Origin of the sequence: Mucilaginibacter sp. OK268, assembly GCF_900103125.1 — a bacterium.
Taxonomy (GTDB): Bacteria; Bacteroidota; Bacteroidia; order Sphingobacteriales; family Sphingobacteriaceae; genus Mucilaginibacter.
On the sequence record NZ_FNJV01000008.1, the window covers coordinates 182,692 to 201,043 of the forward strand.

Here is an 18,352-nt window from a genome sequence, read left to right on the forward strand (position 1 = left end):
TTTAACAGGACATCACCGCATCATCGTTTACATGAGGAGGCTTCTGTCTTGATTCCTGATTCTCATATCTTGACTCTAAAACAGCGTAAGCCATTTAAATATATTTTATTGTTCCTGCTGTGCATATCGGTACATAGCGCGTTTGCGCAATATAACCAAACGGGCCGCCAACGAACTTTACCTACCCGGGATACCCTCAAACAAACCAGGCAGGTGAGTGATGACGAATTGCTGGACAGTCTGCGTAAAAAAGAAGAGAACAAGCACGATTCGGTAATTTACAATTCAAAATTCATTCGCGTAACCAACGAGTTGTTGCTTAACGACAGCACCCAAACATTTGCTATTGACACGGGTATAAGCCGTTTTGAAAACTATAGTCCATTGCTTGATCCCCGCAACCCGCGCATACACCTGGGCTATACCGGGCTATCGCAAAGAAGCCTGCTGTTTGAACCGGTTAAAACCATTGGTTTTGATATGGGCATGCACGCCCTTGATATTTACACGCTGCAACCGCAGGATATCAATTATTATAACACCCGGGTAGCCTATTCCAACTTATCGCTTTTTAATGGTTTTGGCAGTTCGGCCGAGCAGCTGTTTAAAGTGATCCATACCCAAAACATTAAACCCAACTGGAATGTGGGCTTCAATTTAAACTTTAACGGCTCCAAAGGTTTTTACAGCAACAGCAGCGTGCTGGGCCAAAATGTAAGCGGTTTGAACGCTGCCATATTTACCTGGTACGAGTCGAAAAGCAAACGTTATAACCTGCTGGCAAATGCCACATTTAACAACCTAAAAGCTCCCGAAACCGGGTCTATTTTAAATGATAATGTTTTTACAAGCCCGCCAGGTACCGTATTTTTTAAAGCAAATGCCCCTGTGCGTTTACCTAACAGCTACGAGAACTGGAACGATAAGGGCATATATATTAAACAGTTTTACTACCTGGGCCGTATTGACAGCTTAAATAAGGGCAAAGAGAACTCCAAGGTTTTACCTACCCAACGTGTATCACATACGCTGAACATCAAAAATGGCCGGTATAACTATATCGAGAGCGGGGTTGATACCTACAACGTATTCCCTGATTATTACTACAGCAGTAACCGGTCGCGCGATTCGACGGTATACACACACATTCAGAATGAGTTTTCGTACAGCTTTTATCTGCGCAGCAAATCGGTCAAGTTTGTCAAAAATGAGCTAAAGCTGGATCTTGGACTGGTACATGATTTTTGGCATTACGCGCAATTTGTAAGTGATACCGCATTAAACCAGTACGGCGCCAAATACATTCACCAGGACAGGGTACAAAACACCACTTTTCAGGATATTACGTTAAAAGCTAAACTGGGTTACCGTTTCAGCGACCGTATAGGTTTGGATGCCGATTTCAGGCAGATAGTGCAGGGGCGTGATTTTGGCAATTATTTGTACGATGCCAAACTTAACCTGGCCGGGGGCGGCCGCGTAGGCAAAGTTGTTTTGGAGGCTTATACCCAAAACAGTTCGCCGCCGCTGGTATATACCGACTGGATATCCAATCATTATATTTTTCATAATAATTTCAGCAATCAAAAAACCACCAGTTTATCCTTCAATTATATTAACGCCCCCTTACAGTTTGATGTAAAGGTGGAGTATTTTTTAATATCTAATTACCTGTATTTTACAGCGCAGGATGGCGGTAACGACGCCCACCCGGCACAGCTGGGTAACGACATCAACTTGCTGAAAATAAGCGTTGGCAAAAGTTTAAAATGGCGCAACTTGCATTTTGATAATTACGTAGTTTATCAAAAAACCGATTATCAATCAACCCTTCGTACACCCGAAATATATACGTATAGTAACCTATACCTGACCAAGACATTTTTTAATGTATTGCAATCGGCCGTTGGGATCAATGTGCGTTATAATTCAGAGTATGTGGCGCCGTCATACGCGGTGGGCTTAGGCCAGTTTTATAACGGACCTAATGTTACTTTTTCATCGTATCCAATAGCATCGGTATATTTCAAAGCTACCCTGCAGCGTACCAATTTATTCCTGATGTATGATTATGCCAACCAGGGCTTGTCAAGCAAGGGCTATTATACCGTGAACCGCTATCCGCAACAGGATCACCTCATTAAGTTCGGTGTAAGCTGGACGTTCTATAATTAAGTAGGCAGTTGCCAGTTTGCAGTGGGCGGTTATCAGTTTGCAGTTTACTTTGATGAATATTCGCTGCAAACTGCCAACTGGAGACTGCAAACTAAAGAATACTGCCAACTAAACTCACGTTTTCTGTTTCTTCTTTTTGGCTGCCGGGAACAATACATTGTTTAGGATCAGCCGGTAGCCTGGCGAGTTGGGGTGCAGCTTCAGATCGGTTGGTGGATCGCCTACAGCATGCTGGTAATCTTCGGGGTCATGACCGCCATAGAATGTCCATTGCCCTTTGCCATATTCGCCATGGATATAACGGGCCTCGTTAGCCGTTTTCATTTCGCCCATGATGGTTATGCCGGGCTTCAGCATACTTTTGTTGAAGGCGGTTGTCAATCCCATAAAGCCTTTGATCACTTTGTCATGATCCTGTGTAAGCATGCTGGGTACCACATCCCACTTGGCCGAAAAATCAAACAGCGTAAAAAAATCACGTGTGCGATCAACCTGGCGGGTGCTGGTCACATCAATATTGCTGAACTGATGCGATATGGGGTTCATATCCAGCGTAAAGTTCTGAAAAGCGAATGTTTGCGTAAAATCCAGTTTTGATTGTGCATCCGGATCGGCAGAATCACCGTCGAACATGTTTTCGCAGATATCGGTATTGGCAGCAGCCAGGGCAATATCAAAGGTATCTGTACCCGAGCACATCGCGAACAAGAAGCCCCCGCCGGCGCAAAAATCGCGGATGTTTTTAGCAACCGCCAGCTTCATCTTTGATACCTTTTTAAAGCCTAGCTTGTGAGCTAGTTCTTCCTGTCCTTTTACATCGTCGGTATACCATTGGGCAAAGCGGAAGGCTCCGTAAAACTTACTGTATTGGCCCGTAAAATCCTCATGGTGCAGGTGCAGCCAATCGTACTTGGGTAAGTCGCCGCGAATTACTTCTTCGTCATAAACCACATCATAAGGTATCTCGGCATATTTTAATACCAGGGTTACGGCATCATCCCAGGGTAGTTTGTTCTTCGGCGAATACACCGCCATTTTGGGTGCTTTTTCCAGTTTGATCACATCCATATTAACCGATGGATCGCTTACTTCGGTCAGTATTTCGTTTACCTTGGCATCGGCCAGCACCTGGTAGCTTACCCCGCGAACTTTGCACTCCTCCTCTATCTTAGGGTCGTACTTCATCATAAAGCTGCCACCGCGATAGTTCAACAGCCAATCCACCTCTTCACCGTTCTTCAGCGTCCAGAAAGCGATACCGTATGATTTGAGGTGATCTTTCTGCTCATCATCCATCGGGATCAATATAGAAGCGGCTTTTACAAAAACAGGTAAAAGGAGAAAGGAAAAAGCTAAAAGGTATTTGCTATATTTTTTGATATTCACTTGCAGATATATTACGATGCTACTATTCAAATGTAACGAATAAACGTTTAATGTATTACCGCATATCAATGATGATATAAAAAGCTTTAGGCCTTAACCTTTTCGCTTTAAGCCTTTTCCCTTTCATCTCAAAATTATTACCTTTGCCAACTGTTTTCCAAAAAACAAATAAAATGAGCAAAGCGATTATCAAAACCGAAAAGGGCGATATGACTGTTGAGTTTTTCGACAAAGATGCCCCAAATACTGTTGCTAACTTTCTAAAATTAGCGAAATCAAAATTTTATGACAACGTGACCTTTCACCGCGTTATCCCAAACTTTGTAATTCAGGGTGGCGACCCAACCGGTACCGGTGCAGGTGGCTCTGATCAAAAAATTGATTGCGAACTAACCGGCGATAACCAATATCACGATCGTGGTGTGCTTTCAATGGCACATGCTGGTCGTAACACTGGCAGTTCACAGTTTTTCATTTGCCATAGCCGCGATAATACTGCTCACTTAGACCGCAACCATACCGTTTTTGGCAAAGTGGTTGAAAACGTGGAAGTGGTTGACGCTATCCGTCAGGGCGATAAAATTTTAACCATCGAAGTAATAGAAGACTAATTAGTAAAGAGTTGGGAGTTTTGAGTGATGAGTTTAATACCTCACTCAAAACCCAATACTCAAAACTCACAACTGATAAAACAAATGAATTTACAAGGAATTGTAGCAGTATCGGGCAAACCGGGTTTATGGAAAGCCCTGGCGCAAAACAAAAATGGTTATGTGCTGGAAAGCCTCGATGCGCAAAAAACCAAACTGGTAGCCAACCTGTCGACCGCTAAATTAGCGGCACTGAGCGAGATCACCATTTTTGGGCTTGACGACGATATTAAACTGACTGATGTGTTTGAGCAGATGAAAAGCGCTGCCAGCATCCCCGACGCTAAAGCCGACGGTAAAAAATTAAGGGATTTCTTTTTTGAAGTTGCCCCTGATCATGACGAAGAGAAGGTTTACTCTTCAGACATGAAAAAAGTAATATCATGGTTTCAACTGCTAAAAGATCTGCCGCTTTTTAATGAGCCAGATCCAACCGTTGCCCCAGCAGAAGCTGCTGCTCCGGCTGTTGAAACTCCTGTTGCTGTTGAAGAAGTTGCTGAACCGGCACCTGCCGCAGCACCAAAAGCAAAAGCTAAAAAAGCCACTAAAAAAGCCGAATAACTTCGGCTTTTTTTATTTACAATACTTTATTCAATATCCATCACGTCATTGCGAGGTACGAAGCAATCCCCTACTTACAGAGTCGCTCTGTATAGCTTAGAGATTGCTTCGTACCTCGCAATGACGTATTTTTTGTTACTTATGCATCTACCGCATCATACACAATAACCTTTTCCCACAAGTGGCTGCAGTTTTTGATGAACTCCAGGTGTATGGGATGGGTTTGATAAGTAGCTTGCCCGGCCAGGTCGCTGAAAAACATGAGTTCGGATACTGCCCAGCTGTTATCCACCACGTCGCGTTTTTCGGTGCTGGCTACAACGCCTACCTTTATTTTCTTGATGGTTTCAATTTTGGCAAGGGTTTTTACGCCAGCTACCAGCTTGTCGCGGTCCTCAATGGAACCTGGATTTTTAAGCCAGAAAAATACATGGTGAACTACGGGAAATTCGTCTTTTTGATAATCTGATGTTGGCATGGCTGATGCTGCTATGGTTCCGGCTGCCAAAGCAGCCGTGGTGGTTATAAATTTGCGTCTGTTTGTTGTGCTCATGATAGCTTAAATAATGCCTCAAATTAGTAAGAATTATTTGAAACCTATACAGCAATAATCTATTAGCCTTGCGCTCGTTTGCAACGAGTGCTTAACGTAGATTAGCGTTTTAAACGCTATGGCGATGCAATCGCCGCGCCATAATAAGCACTCGTTACAAACGAGCGCAAGTAGGTGATTAATGTTGTGCCATGGCAACAAGAACTTTTTTATTACTCAAAGTCCGTTCTTCAACTAAAATCGTACTTCCCGGTAAAAATTCCCAAATCTCATCTTCTGGATCATAGATATCAAACCCTTTTAGTTGAAATACATTTTCCCCGATTTTTGTTGCCGAAACAGGCCTGTAAACATTCGTTCCTTCTTCCAGGAGCTTTATGTAAATAATGTATTCCATTCCCTTACAAACACTCCGGCTGTTTGCACTTTTCGTCGGCAAATTCGGGTTCAAAAGTGCTGTGGTTTATATCGAGGTGTTCCAGGCGGTGGCGCAGGTCGTGTTTGATATTATCAAAATCAGTCATTGATTCAGGCTTGATCACCAGGTGGGCGGTCAGGGCGTTTTCGGTAGTGCTGAGGGCCCACACGTGCATGTGGTGTACATCAACTACGCCTTTGCCTTTCATGAGTTCGGCTTTAATCTTTTCCAGGTCCATTTCGGCAGGCACGCCATCCATTTCCAGGCGCAGGCTGTCCTTAAGCAGGCTCCAGGTACCACGTAGTATCACAATACCTATAATTACGCTCACTACACTATCAATCCAATAGATCTTTGTAAAATAGATGATCAAACCAGATACTACCACACCAAATGAAACTATGGCATCAACAGCCATGTGCAGATAGGCTCCTTTAACGTTCAAATCTTTATCCTTATCCTTTACAAAAAGCCAGGCTGTAAAACCATTAATGGCAATACCGATAAAAGCCACCCAGGCCATGGTACCGCCAGATACTACTTCGGGGTTCATAAAACGAACTACGGCTTCATATAGGATAAAACCTACCGCCACAAACAGGATCAGCGCGTTAAAAAACGACACAATGATGGTCGACCGTTTGTAGCCGTATGTATATTTACTATTGGCGCTCACTTTAGTGAGCTTAAAGGCCAGCAGAGCCAAAGCTAAAGAGGCCACGTCGCTCAGGTTATGACCGGCATCTGTTAATAACGACAAAGAATGTGTTGTTAAACCGGCTATTACCTCAACTACTATAAAAATAGAATTCAATATGATACCGGCGATAAATGCGGTATTCAAATGATCGAGCTTGGGAGCGTGATCATGGTGATGATGACCGTGCGCGTGTGAATGATCGTGACCTGCTGACATTTAGCAAAGATAGGGTTTTTGATGTGCAGATGGAGAAAATGTGCAGATGTGCAAATATGCAGATGTGCAGATTATTATGTTACTTCACGAGCAATTACAATGTTAGAACAAATGGAAGATTAGAGCATTATTTTTTATCTGCACATCTACTCATGATGATAAGGTTCCCCTTTAATAATAGTATAAGCGCGATAAAGCTGCTCCACAAAAAACAGGCGTACCATCTGGTGCGAAAAGGTCATCCGCGATAGGGATATTTTATCATTCGCCCGCTGGTAAACAGATTGATCAAAACCATAAGGCCCGCCGATAACAAATATCATATTGGCCGATGAGCTGATCTCTTTTTTATTGATATAAGCTGCAAACTGGGTTGATGAATATTCCACACCCTTTTCATCCAGCAGTATCAGGTGATCTAACGGAGTTACTTTTTTAAGTATCAACTCAGCCTCTTTGGCTTTCTGCTGTTCGGCACTCAGGGCTTTGGTATTTTTCAGTTCGTTAATTTCAACCAGTTCCAGTTTGGTGTAATGCTTCAGGCGCTTTACATATTTGTCGATACCCTCTTTTAGGTAGGCATCTTCTGTTTTACCAACGGTTAAAAAAGTGATCTTCATATATTGAACAAATAAACGTTTGGCCTCACCCTGCCCTCTCCTAAACGGTGAGGCTAAATAATTCCCAAATAAACGTTTATTTAAAATATATGTGTTTATTTAGCCACAAATTTTTTAACAGCAATCATGCAACAGGATATTATTAATGATTATCAGCAACGTGCGGCAGCGGCCGGTCAGGAAGCTGGTAAATACAAAAAACTGGCCAATACCTACTCCCTGCTCCGGCTCAGTATCTTCGCGCTTATTGTAGTAGCTATTTATGTTGCCGTGCAGTTTGATAATTTCAGCATTGTAGCTGGCGCATTTGTAGTACTTGTTTTCGCTTTTGCCTGGCTGGTGTCGCGCCAAAGCAAGTATGAGCGCCAGAAACAATATTTTGAAGATCTGCAAAAGGTTAACCTCAATGAGATCGACAACATACAAACCCATGCCAGCATTTATAATGACGGAGCCCGGTTTGCCAACGAAAAACATTACTACACCGCTGACCTTGATATTTTTGGCAATGCTTCGCTGTATCAACTGGTAAATCGTACCGCCACCTCAACCGGCAACAATAAGCTGGCACACTGGTTCGATAAACCATCGGCCAAAGAGATCATCCTTCCACGACAAGCCGCCGTTCAGGAGATCGCCGCAAAAAACAACTGGAAACTGGATATCCAGACCCGTTTATTATTTGCCCTGAAACAAGACGCTAACCAACTGCCGAATCTTTTCAAATACCTGTACCTATCGCTGAATATGCCAGGCGAAAAATGGCTCGATCGTTATACCAAAATCGCTCCTTACCTATTCAGCGGGCTGTTGGTATTGGCCTGGTTTTTCCCGATAGTAAGACTGGCGGCCGTTTTGGTGGGCCTCATCAATATGGGCCTGGTTTTTTCTAAAGCTGCATACATCCAAAAGGCTGATCTGATTGCCGGTAAAATAGGCAATACCCTGGCCAACTATGCCGATGTTTTTGAGCATGTTGAAAACGAAAAATGGCAAACGATTTATAATACCGACCTGGCCCAGCAACTCAAAAGCGGACAAACATCCAACAAAATAAAAGAACTGGCGTCATTGATCAATAAGCTGAATTACCACCTGAATATGATCATCGCTTTTGTGCTTAATTTATTCTTTTTGTGGGATATACGCCAGGTAATAGCCATTGAGAACTGGAAACGCCAGAACAACCAAAGCCTGGAAGCGGCCTTTGAAGTAATAGCCGAATTTGAGGCACTGCTTAGTTTAGCCGGATTGGCTATCAACTACCCGGAATGGAATTTCCCACAGATTGATGACCGCGAAGCCTATACGCTTACAGCCCACGGACTCGCCCATCCGCTTATTGATGCCACCAAGCGTATTGAAAACGATTATGAACTGGACGATGCTTTTAAAATAGATATCATTACCGGATCAAATATGGCGGGTAAGAGCACCTTTTTGCGTACCATCGGCATTAATACCGTGCTGGCTCTTTGCGGGGCACCGGTGTGTGCTAAAAGCATGCAGGTATCGGTCATTACTATCATCAGCTATATGCGTATTAAGGATTCATTGAACGAAAGCACCTCTACCTTTAAGGCCGAGCTTGACCGCCTGCAAATGTTGCTGGCTGCCGTGGAGAATGAGCCTAAGATATTTTTCCTGATAGATGAGATGCTGAGGGGCACCAATTCGGTGGATAAATACCTGGGCTCGAAAGCGGTAATTGAACAATTGATCGCTAAAAAGGCGGTAGGCATGGTAGCCACGCACGATCTGCAAATAGCCCAGCTGGAAACCAAATACCCTGATTACGTACGCAATTTTTATTTTGATATCCAGGTTAAGGATGGCGAAATGCTATTTGATTATAAGATCAAACACGGCGAGTGTAAAACTTTTAATGCCTCGCTATTACTTAAGCAAATCGGCATCAATGTAGAAGCCCATTGAAGGGATTAAAGATTATTGGAACAAGGAATAAAGATTGCCTATCAATACAAATAAAAAACGCGTCATTGCGAGGTACGAAGACAACCGACCGGAGGGAGCTCATTAATACTGATAAAAACAAACACAACATTAATAATCTCTACGTAAGTAGGTCAACTATACAAATTTGCTCTGTATAGCATAGAGATTGCTTCGTTCCTCGCAATGACGTAATGGTTATTACAACAAAAAGCTCCCGGCCATATGACCGGGAGCTTTTTTATTGTTTTGATTCCTGACTCTAACAGTCCTGAATCTATTTTTAGCGTCCGCCTCCTGCTGGTACACCACCGCCTTGATCACCTTGTTTCTGGTCGTCATTATTGACACCTTTTTTAGGTTGTTGCGGGTTGCTAAAGCTTAACTTACCAAAGCTATAGCTAAAGGTTATACCAAATGAGCGGAACGGAAACGCGAACTTGCTTGATTGCGTAAACGTTGGCGTTTTAATATTTGAATCAAAGTTTTTGTAAGTGCTAAATGGTTCAATAGCATTAAGACCAATTGAGGCTCTTTTCTCCATAAACTGTTTTTTAACACCTACACCAAATATACTGAATGAAGGATTTGAACCCTGTATAGTACGCCTGGCCGAGTTTTGAACCGCAAAGGCCTCGGCTATAAAGCCACTTGGCAAAGTAACAGACCCGCTCAGGAACGCATTGTATTGTACCTGCGTACTTAGTTGGGTTTGCTGTGTTTTAAACTCATCATAAGGTGTTGGTTTATAGGTATAAACGTTAACACTACCACGTATAGTTAATATTTTGATCGGGTTAACCGAGCCAAAAAAACTGGCGCCAAACGAGTTATTTACACCTATGTTGTTAAAGGTGGTAATACTTGCATTCTGTCCAACAGTAGCTACATCAAGAGGTGTGGCCAAACCTTCGATCAACCCTGAAGTATGCTTATAATAGGCCGATAAGTTAATAACTGACGACTTGATAAAGGTATTATAACCCAGTTCAACTGTTTGTGATACTTCTGGCGCTAACTCTGGGTTACCAACCGTTTGCGCGGTGATATTGCTTTTGTTAACAAACGGATTCAAAAACTGTAAGCTTGGGCGTGTAATACGTTTGCTATATGACACCTTGATAGTTTGTGTTGGGCTTATTTGTTTTTGAACAGTTAAACTTGGTATAAAGGTATTATAGTTCTGGTCAAAAGGCTGCACATCCTGTACTGCATTGGTTGGCTCGCCATGTATATCGGTATTTTCAAGTCGTGCACCAGCCAGTATGGAGTAACCCTTTTGCAGCGTAAAGGTAAATACGGTATAACCCGCAAAAACTGTCTGGTTATATTTGTATGTGTTAGTATTATTGGGATCGAGCACAAACTCATCGGTAGTTGAGGGAATAAAGTAGTCAGAAACACTACCTATCCTCCTGATTATATTTTTACCGCCGGCCTCAATTTTAAGCACTTTACTTACTGGCAAAGTATAATCTAACTGAAAAGTGTATTCATTATTGGTACCGTCAATATTATTTTTTTGATTAGTAAACTTAGGGTGTGTAAAATCAGCAGGATAATCAAAAAAACTGGTATAATCGGTCACAATTTTGCTGTGGCTCCATTGGGTCGAGAATGCTAATTCATGTCCTTCTTTTTTAAACTTGTGTGTATAATCAACATTCCAGTCAAATCCGCCAAAAGTATTATGTCCTAAGGTATTACTTGAATAAGCCTGTTTTAACGTATCGCCATACAACTGGTTAGTACTTGACTTACTGTTAGGATCAAAACCACCCTGGTTTACCCTGATGGATGTTCTTAAATTATTAAAGGCATTAAAATCATAACCCGCAGATACAGAACCAATGATACCATGACGCTTAACCCTGCTTGTACCGTTGCTGCTTTGTGAAAAATGGGTAGAAGCATCAGGGTTATCAGCATTAAAGCTTTGTTCAGATGAAGTTATGGATGTTTGCGGCCAGGTCATATTACCACCCACGTTAGCAGATAAGCTTAAACGGTTGTGGTTATAGTTAATATTTGCGTTACCATTATTTTGACGCGTACCCAAACCACCGCTCACAGAACCACTGATACCTGATACATTTTTTTGTTTGGTAATGATGTTCAGGATACCTGCAGAGCCTTCAGCATCATATTTAGCTGATGGTGAGGTAACCACTTCGATGCTCTTGATCTGATCGGCAGGGATTGTTTTTAATACATCCGATAAACTGGCCGATGTAGCACCTGATGGCTTGCCATTTATCAATACACGTACGTTTTGATCGCCGCGGATAGATACGTTACCGTTAAGGTCAACTGCTACTAAAGGCACCTTTTGCAGTACATCCGTAGCATTACCACCTGCGGCGGTAAGGTCTTTCTCTGCATTATAAACTATCTTATCAATCCGGTTCTCGATGAGTGGCGCCTGGCCAACTACGTTAACTTCTTTCAGTGTTTTGGAACCTGGGGCTAAAAGCACATTGCCCACTTTATTATCCGGCTTTGATGCCGTGGTAACCACAGGGTCAATAGTTTTTGCCGGATAGCCAATAAACGATATCACCAGTTTATAACTGCCGGGCTTTACGTTATCCAGTTTAAAGTTACCTTTTTCATCAGTTACCACACCGGTAATAGGCGATTTGCCACCACTGCGATATAAACCCACAGTAGTATAATCCATTGGTTTTTTTGTAATGGAGTCGATCACCGTGCCCGATATCCGGCCCGTTGTAGTTGGCCCGCTCCCTCCCACACCAAACTGGGCTTTCGCCGAAAGTGCAAAACAAAAAAGTGCTATAAGTATGTAAAAACGTTTCATTTATAAGGATTTTCGTAATTGGAGGCGAAAATAGATTAAATGTTACACCCCAAACTTTTATTTTTTTAGGAAATTAGTAATTGTCATGTATATGTTACACTAAGAAGATATTAACGCTGTGTAAACTTCCTTACATGTCATTGTCCGATAAAAAGTCATGCCGAATTTATTTCGGCATCCCACGTGTTAGGTACGCAGTAAGCAAGATGATGACCTTGCTTATGGGATGCTGAAACAAGTTCAGCATGACAACAATTTTTATAATTCCTTGGGCTTAAACCACCATGTTCACTATCCTGCCTTTTACTACGATCACCTTTTTAGGAGCTTTTCCGTCCAGGTATCGTTGTACATCGGCGTTGGCTAAAACAAACTCTTCAATAGCTTTGGGCTCCAGGCTTAATGATATATTGAGGTTCATTTTTGTTTTACCGTTGATAGAGATCGGGTAAGCAAACTCATCCTCCACCAGGTAAGCGCTGTTGAATTTTGGATACGGCGCGTATGATAAACTACCAGCCGGGTTACCTAACAAGGTCCACAGTTCCTCACAAATGTGCGGAGCATAAGATGATAGCACGATCACCATATCCTGTAGGATGGCCCGGTTGTTACATTTCAGGTCAGTCAGTTCGTTAACCGCGATCATAAAGCTGGATACCGAGGTATTGAATGAGAAACGTTCCACATCTTCCTCTACCTTGCGGATGATCTTGTGCAACGATTTCAGTTCGGCTTTGCTTGGCTCTGCATCAGACACGCTAAACTCCCAGGCTTCGTTATGGAACAAACGCCAGAATTTACGCAGGAATTTGAACACACCCTCGATACCATTGGTATTCCATGGTTTGCTCTGCTCCAGCGGACCAAGGAACATCTCGTACATACGCAGGGTATCGGCGCCGTAGCGACTGATAATATCGTCCGGGTTCACTACGTTGAACTTAGATTTCGACATTTTTTCAACCTCTACACCACAGATGTATTTGCCGTTTTCCAATATGAATTCGGCAGTTTCAAACTCTGGTCTGAATTTTTTGAATTTCTCCAAATTCAGCACCTCGTTCTCTACAATATTAACATCCACGTGTAATGGCGAAGTTTTGTACTCTTTGATCAACCCATGGGATACAAAAGTGTTAGTTCCGCGACCTTCTTCATCAATTAAACGATAAACAAAGTTACTACGCCCCTGTATCATCCCCTGGTTGATGAGCTTTTTAAACGGTTCTTCTTCAACCACCAAGTCAAGATCTTTTAAAAATTTATTCCAGAAACGGCTGTATAACAAGTGCCCGGTAGCATGTTCGCTACCGCCAATATATAAATCCACGTCTTTCCAATAAGCAATGGCTTCTTTGGATGCAAACTCTTTATCGTTATGCGCATCCATATAGCGGTACCAGTACCAGCTGCTACCGGCCCATCCCGGCATGGTGCTTAGTTCATATTCACCTTCCGGATGTTTCCAGCCTTCAGCTCTGCCTAATGGTGGTTCGCCGCTTTCAGTTGGCAAATATTTATCAACTTCGGGCAATAACAACGGTAAATGCTGCTCTTCAATTAAATGAGGCAACCCATCTTTAAAATAAACCGGCACCGGCTCTCCCCAGTAACGCTGACGGCCAAATATGGCATCGCGCATCCTGAAGTTCACTTTGGCTTTACCTGCACCAATGGCTTCCAGTTTGGCAATTACGGCAGCGGTTGCTTCCTTGTAAGCAAGCCCGTTCATAAAGTCGGAATTGATATACTTCCCCTCTTTGGTTGGGTCGGCTTCTGTTTCGATATTTTGTATATCGATAATAGGTACTATCGGCAGGTTAAAATGCTTAGCAAATAAATAATCGCGCTGATCACCAGATGGCACGGCCATTACGGCACCAGTACCATATCCTGCTAAAACATAATCAGCTATCCAGATCGGGATCCTTTCGTTATTTAATGGGTTCAACACATAGCTTCCGGTAAAAGCACCAGATACTGTTTTGGCATCAGCCATCCTGTCTAACTCCGATTTCTTTTTGGTTTGGGTGATATATGCGTCAATATCCGCCTTTTGCTCAGGCGTCGTTAACGCTGCAACCAATTCATGTTCAGGTGCTATCACCAAAAAGGTAACCCCAAAAATGGTATCAACACGGGTTGTGAAAACTTCTATAAAATTGACCTCACCCCGACCCTCTCCAAAGGAGAGGGAGTTATCAACTTTTTTTTCCAAAGTCCTCTCCTTTGGAGAGGATTTAGGAGAAGTCTCAATCGGAAATTTCACGCTTGCACCAGTGCTTTTGCCTATCCAGTTGCGCTGCATTTCTTTCAATGGCTCGGGCCAGTCAATGGTGTCCAATCCCTGCAACAGGCGTTCGGCATAGGCGGTAATGCGCATGCTCCACTGCATCATTTTCTTTTGCTCCACAGGGTAACCACCACGCTCGCTAAAGCCGTCTTTCACCTCGTCATTAGCCAATACGGTACCTAAAGCGGGGCACCAGTTTACGGTGCTTTCACGCAGATAAGTTAAACGGTATTTTAACAGTTCACTTTGCTGTTCGCGGTTGCCTAAGGCTTTCCACTCATCAGCAGTAAAACTTAAAACTTCTTCGTCACATACGGCATTAATTCCTGCCGAGCCTTTTTGCTCAAAATGAGCTACCAGTTTGGCAATGGATTCGGCCTTGTCGGCATCCTTATTATACCAGGAATTGAACAGCTGCATAAAGATCCACTGTGTCCACTTATAATAATCGGGCGAGCTGGTACGCACTTCCCGGCTCCAATCAAACGAGAAACCGATCTGATCCAACTGGCGGCGATAGGTAGCAATATTATCAGCAGTAGTAATAGCAGGGTGTTGCCCGGTTTGTATGGCATACTGCTCGGCCGGCAAGCCAAAGCTATCGTAACCCATTGGGTGCAACACGTTAAAACCTTTTAAACGTTTATAGCGTGCAAAAATATCAGAGGCAATATAACCCAGCGGATGGCCCACATGCAGCCCCGCACCCGATGGGTAAGGGAACATATCCAGCACATAATACTTAGGTTTGGCGCTTTTATCCTCAGCTTTAAAGGTTCCGTTCTGGGCCCAAAACTGCTGCCACTTTTGCTCTATATCTTTAAATTGATAGTCCATTTTATTGTTTACACGTATGAGGTTGCGAAATTAAGAAAATACCTATTAGTTTGGTAGTATATTGATGCTTTGTTTGTTATGTTCTGTGGATAATTCGATCCGGTCGGCAAACATACGCCAGGTTTTCCCCACAAATTAATTTGAATCCCCTTTTCCTTAATTCATTGATAATAAGTTAAATTTGCAAAGAACACCAAACCTTTTTTATGAAACAGTACCCCAAACTCACCTTTTTACTACTTGCCTGCATAGCCATTGGCTACTCTGCATGTATCAAATCAGCAAATATTAATAACAAAAGTAATCCCAGTACGGTAAGCACCAAAGTGGTCAGCAGCAATATCGCGATGAACCTTAAACAGATACTGTATGGCGAATATGGCTCGTTCAGTATTGCAGATGGTGCTAATATGCCCGATAATATGGATCAAAACCACAAAGGGCGGCTGAAAGTACAATCAACCCACAGTCCGGACTGCGACTTTAAAATTGATACGGCTTTCCAGTTCTCGCTTGACCTGAGCGATACCGCCAAATTTAGCATCTGGAACAAGATCAAATATAACGTACAGTGCACTGGCGGAACACTTTCGGGCATCAGTGTATACGATAGCTTATATGTTACCATCACATCAAATGAATATATCGTACTGACTAAAAGCGGCGAAACGCTCAGCATGAAGCTATTAACGCCGGGTGATAAAAATTCGCAATTATCTATGAACGGCTCTATGAATGTTTATGCCAATCTGCAGGCCAAAACAACAGCACAAAAAACAACTATTTCAAGCTATAATTTTTCGTTCAACTCGCTTATCATCGACCCAACAAAAGATGGGGATATCATCAGCGGATCGGCCAGCTTTGCTACCAAAGGCAGCGGTGCCGATGGTACCTGGGATTATAAAGGCACTATTCAATTCCTGCCTAACCACCGGGTAAAAATAGTGATCAGTGGATCATCCTATACCTACGATCTGCAAACGGGGCTAGCAGCATAAATTACTCACCCGGATCAAAAACATAAAAAACCCGCCTAAAAAGCGGGTTTTTCTATGATATATAATTTGAGTTTAATAGATATTAATTCTCCGCGTAAACGGGTTTCGCAATACCGTTATCGTACGCTTTCAAGTTCTTTTTCAGCAACTTGCGGGCTACGTGGATGCGGGTTTTTACAGTACCGATCGGGATATCCAGATGATCGGCAATTTCGTGGTATTTATGACCTTCAAAATACATGGTGAAGGGTACATAATAATCTTCGGGTAAGCGGTCAAGCGCTCTTTTGATATCGTCCATCACAAATTTTGCTTCGCCTTGATTTTTTGTCGAGCTGTATACCAGGTTTGGAGAAGATATCTCGTCAGACTTGGTAACAAAAGTGCTCATTTTAACAAAACGGCGATAGTTGTTGATGAATGTATTTTTCATGATGGTGTATAACCATCCTTTTAAATTAGTACCCTCTTTAAACTTATTGTAATAAGTTATGGCCTTCAACATTGTATCCTGGACAAGGTCGTTAGCATCATCTGCGTCATGCGTAAAATGAAGGGCGTAAGACCTTAATGAACTTGCCTGACGTAGTACTAGGGTGTTAAACTCAATCTTTGTCATTTTGTTAAAGTTTTGTATCAACACTTAGGCAACCATGATGCCACTTAAAAATTGAGCTTTTAACCCGAACAATGACGAAAGAGATTTTTTCAGAAAAAATTAAGTGTGTAAAAATTACACCATATAGACAATTAACGAACTGAAAAGCAGAGTATTAAAGATAAAAATCAACCAAAATGAAAAAGCAATGAAATTAACTAATGTAACAAGAATGTTATACAATTGACGCTAAACGAAACCAAAAGTTTAATTAGAATAAAATTATTTAACTAATAATATTCACTTCGCGTTGTAGCATAACGCCAAATTTAGTGTACACACTGTCTATGATTTGCGACGAAAAACTGTACACTTCCTTGCCGGTGGCACCGCCATGGTTCACCAATACCAGCGCTTGATTTTTCCAGGTACCCGTATTTCCTACTACTTTTCCCTTCCAGCCACACTGTTCAATAAGCCAGCCGGCTGCTAATTTGATCAAGCCATCACCACCGGGATAATTGACCACGTCGGGGAATTTTGCCTGGATTACATTGAAATCCTCCACACTGATCAAGGGGTTTTTAAAGAAACTGCCTGCATTACCTATAGTTGATGGATCAGGTAGTTTAGACACCCTGATATGTGATACCACCGCCGAAACATCTTTTATAGTAGGCGCGGTAATTCCCCGATTGGCTAACTCCTGCCCGATAGCACCATATTGTGTATTGATATCAGGAATAAGTGATAACTGGAATTTTACCGATACGATTATATACAGCCCCTTGAGTTCATTTTTAAATACACTCTCGCGATAGCCAAATTTGCAATCTTCTTTTGTAAATGTTTTAAAAGTGCCGCTTGCTATTTCAAAAGCACGACAACTCAAAAAGGCATCCTTCAGCTCCACGCCGTAAGCGCCGATGTTTTGGATAGGTGATGCACCTACCGAACCGGGGATCAGGCTCAGGTTTTCGATACCGGCATATTCACGGGCTACGCAGAAGTTCACCAGGTCGTTCCATACTTCGCCGCCGCCGGCTTCCACAAAAACATCGTTATGACTGATGCGGTGCTCAATCCCACGGATATTCATACGGATCACCAGTCCTTCAAAATTACTCACCAGCAGCAGGTTGCTGCCACCGCCCAACACCAGCCGGTCAATTTGCAGCCATTGCGGATCGGCAAACAACTCCACCAGTTCATCCTCGTGGGCTATCTCCACAAAATAACGGGCATAAGCGTCGATACCAAAGGTGTTAAAGTTTTTGAGGGATACGTTTTCCTGTATTTGCAGCATATTTTTTGATGTCGGATATCGGATGTTCGATGTCGGATTTATTGGGGGCGAATTTCGGAATTTTATTTTATTGCCTGCGGTTATTGTATCCCCGCTATGATGAAAAACTTTTTAAACCTTAAATTTTAACAATTTCTGACTCAAAAATGGATCAAAACTGGTCGAAAACCGCTTAAAAATCATTCAAAAACCTCGATTTTAACACTTTTTAACAAGTTCCTGATGGCTTTTGAAAGGTTTAAAAAGTATTAAATTATTGATAAT

General features: G+C 42.5%; 14 protein-coding genes. 5 read left to right on the top strand and 9 right to left on the bottom strand.

Annotated features, from left to right (window positions below; genetic code table 11):
- The first annotated feature begins 69 nt into the window (after positions 1-69).
- Positions 70-2,175 (top strand): putative porin, encoded by a 2,106-nt coding sequence (locus BLR84_RS22550; RefSeq protein WP_255367023.1) that lies wholly within the window; start codon positions 70-72, stop codon positions 2,173-2,175.
- 114 nt (positions 2,176-2,289) lie between these two features.
- Here BLR84_RS22550 and BLR84_RS22555 read toward each other — a convergent pair whose 3' ends face one another.
- On the bottom strand, positions 2,290-3,471 hold the full coding sequence (locus BLR84_RS22555) for an asparagine synthetase B (RefSeq protein ID WP_090472655.1): 1,182 nt from the start codon (positions 3,469-3,471) through the stop codon (positions 2,290-2,292).
- Positions 3,472-3,734: 263 nt separating this feature from the next.
- Here BLR84_RS22555 and BLR84_RS22560 point away from each other — a divergent pair, with 263 nt between their 5' ends.
- Together BLR84_RS22560 and BLR84_RS22565 are read left to right on the top strand one after the other, a co-directional pair.
- Entirely contained in the window at positions 3,735-4,172 is a 438-nt protein-coding gene (locus BLR84_RS22560; RefSeq protein WP_090472522.1) for a peptidylprolyl isomerase, read from the top strand.
- 84 nt (positions 4,173-4,256) lie between these two features.
- Positions 4,257-4,772, top strand: coding sequence for a DUF5606 family protein (locus tag BLR84_RS22565; protein WP_090472656.1), 516 nt, complete (start codon positions 4,257-4,259; stop codon positions 4,770-4,772).
- 139 nt (positions 4,773-4,911) lie between these two features.
- Here BLR84_RS22565 and BLR84_RS22570 read toward each other — a convergent pair whose 3' ends face one another.
- The 4 genes from BLR84_RS22570 to rlmH all read right to left on the bottom strand — a co-directional run bounded on the left by BLR84_RS22570 (position 4,912) and on the right by rlmH (position 7,279).
- Positions 4,912-5,325: a Dabb family protein gene (locus tag BLR84_RS22570; protein WP_090472523.1), complete on the bottom strand. Its 414-nt coding sequence runs from the start codon at positions 5,323-5,325 to the stop codon at positions 4,912-4,914.
- A gap of 178 nt (positions 5,326-5,503) precedes the next feature.
- The gene (locus tag BLR84_RS22575) at positions 5,504-5,722 is read right to left on the bottom strand and encodes a hypothetical protein (protein ID WP_090472524.1); all 219 of its coding nucleotides are present in this window, start codon (positions 5,720-5,722) and stop codon (positions 5,504-5,506) included.
- A gap of 4 nt (positions 5,723-5,726) precedes the next feature.
- Entirely contained in the window at positions 5,727-6,659 is a 933-nt protein-coding gene (locus tag BLR84_RS22580; protein WP_090472525.1) for a cation diffusion facilitator family transporter, read from the bottom strand.
- Positions 6,660-6,805: 146 nt separating this feature from the next.
- On the bottom strand, positions 6,806-7,279 hold the full coding sequence (gene rlmH / locus BLR84_RS22585) for a 23S rRNA (pseudouridine(1915)-N(3))-methyltransferase RlmH (RefSeq protein WP_090472526.1): 474 nt from the start codon (positions 7,277-7,279) through the stop codon (positions 6,806-6,808).
- Between the two features lie 1,251 nt (positions 7,280-8,530).
- On the opposite strand from rlmH, the gene BLR84_RS30625 reads away from it, so the two are divergent.
- On the top strand, positions 8,531-9,214 hold the full coding sequence (locus BLR84_RS30625; RefSeq protein ID WP_369829198.1) for a MutS-related protein: 684 nt from the start codon (positions 8,531-8,533) through the stop codon (positions 9,212-9,214).
- A 301-nt stretch (positions 9,215-9,515) separates the two neighbouring features.
- Here BLR84_RS30625 and BLR84_RS22595 read toward each other — a convergent pair whose 3' ends face one another.
- Both BLR84_RS22595 and leuS read right to left on the bottom strand, forming a co-directional pair.
- A complete protein-coding gene (locus tag BLR84_RS22595; protein ID WP_090472528.1) occupies positions 9,516-12,050 on the bottom strand; it encodes a TonB-dependent receptor in 2,535 nt (844 codons plus the stop codon).
- A gap of 274 nt (positions 12,051-12,324) precedes the next feature.
- Positions 12,325-15,183 (bottom strand): leucine--tRNA ligase, encoded by a 2,859-nt coding sequence (gene leuS / locus BLR84_RS22600; RefSeq protein ID WP_090472529.1) that lies wholly within the window; start codon positions 15,181-15,183, stop codon positions 12,325-12,327.
- 206 nt (positions 15,184-15,389) lie between these two features.
- Here leuS and BLR84_RS22605 point away from each other — a divergent pair, with 206 nt between their 5' ends.
- Entirely contained in the window at positions 15,390-16,184 is a 795-nt protein-coding gene (locus BLR84_RS22605; protein ID WP_090472530.1) for a hypothetical protein, read from the top strand.
- An 82-nt stretch (positions 16,185-16,266) separates the two neighbouring features.
- Here BLR84_RS22605 and BLR84_RS22610 read toward each other — a convergent pair whose 3' ends face one another.
- Together BLR84_RS22610 and murB are read right to left on the bottom strand one after the other, a co-directional pair.
- On the bottom strand, positions 16,267-16,803 hold the full coding sequence (locus BLR84_RS22610; protein WP_076376152.1) for an RNA polymerase sigma factor: 537 nt from the start codon (positions 16,801-16,803) through the stop codon (positions 16,267-16,269).
- A gap of 265 nt (positions 16,804-17,068) precedes the next feature.
- Complete coding sequence (gene murB, locus BLR84_RS22615) at positions 17,069-18,088, bottom strand: UDP-N-acetylmuramate dehydrogenase (RefSeq protein WP_090472531.1); 1,020 nt, start codon at positions 18,086-18,088, stop codon at positions 17,069-17,071.
- Positions 18,089-18,352: the final 264 nt, after the last annotated feature.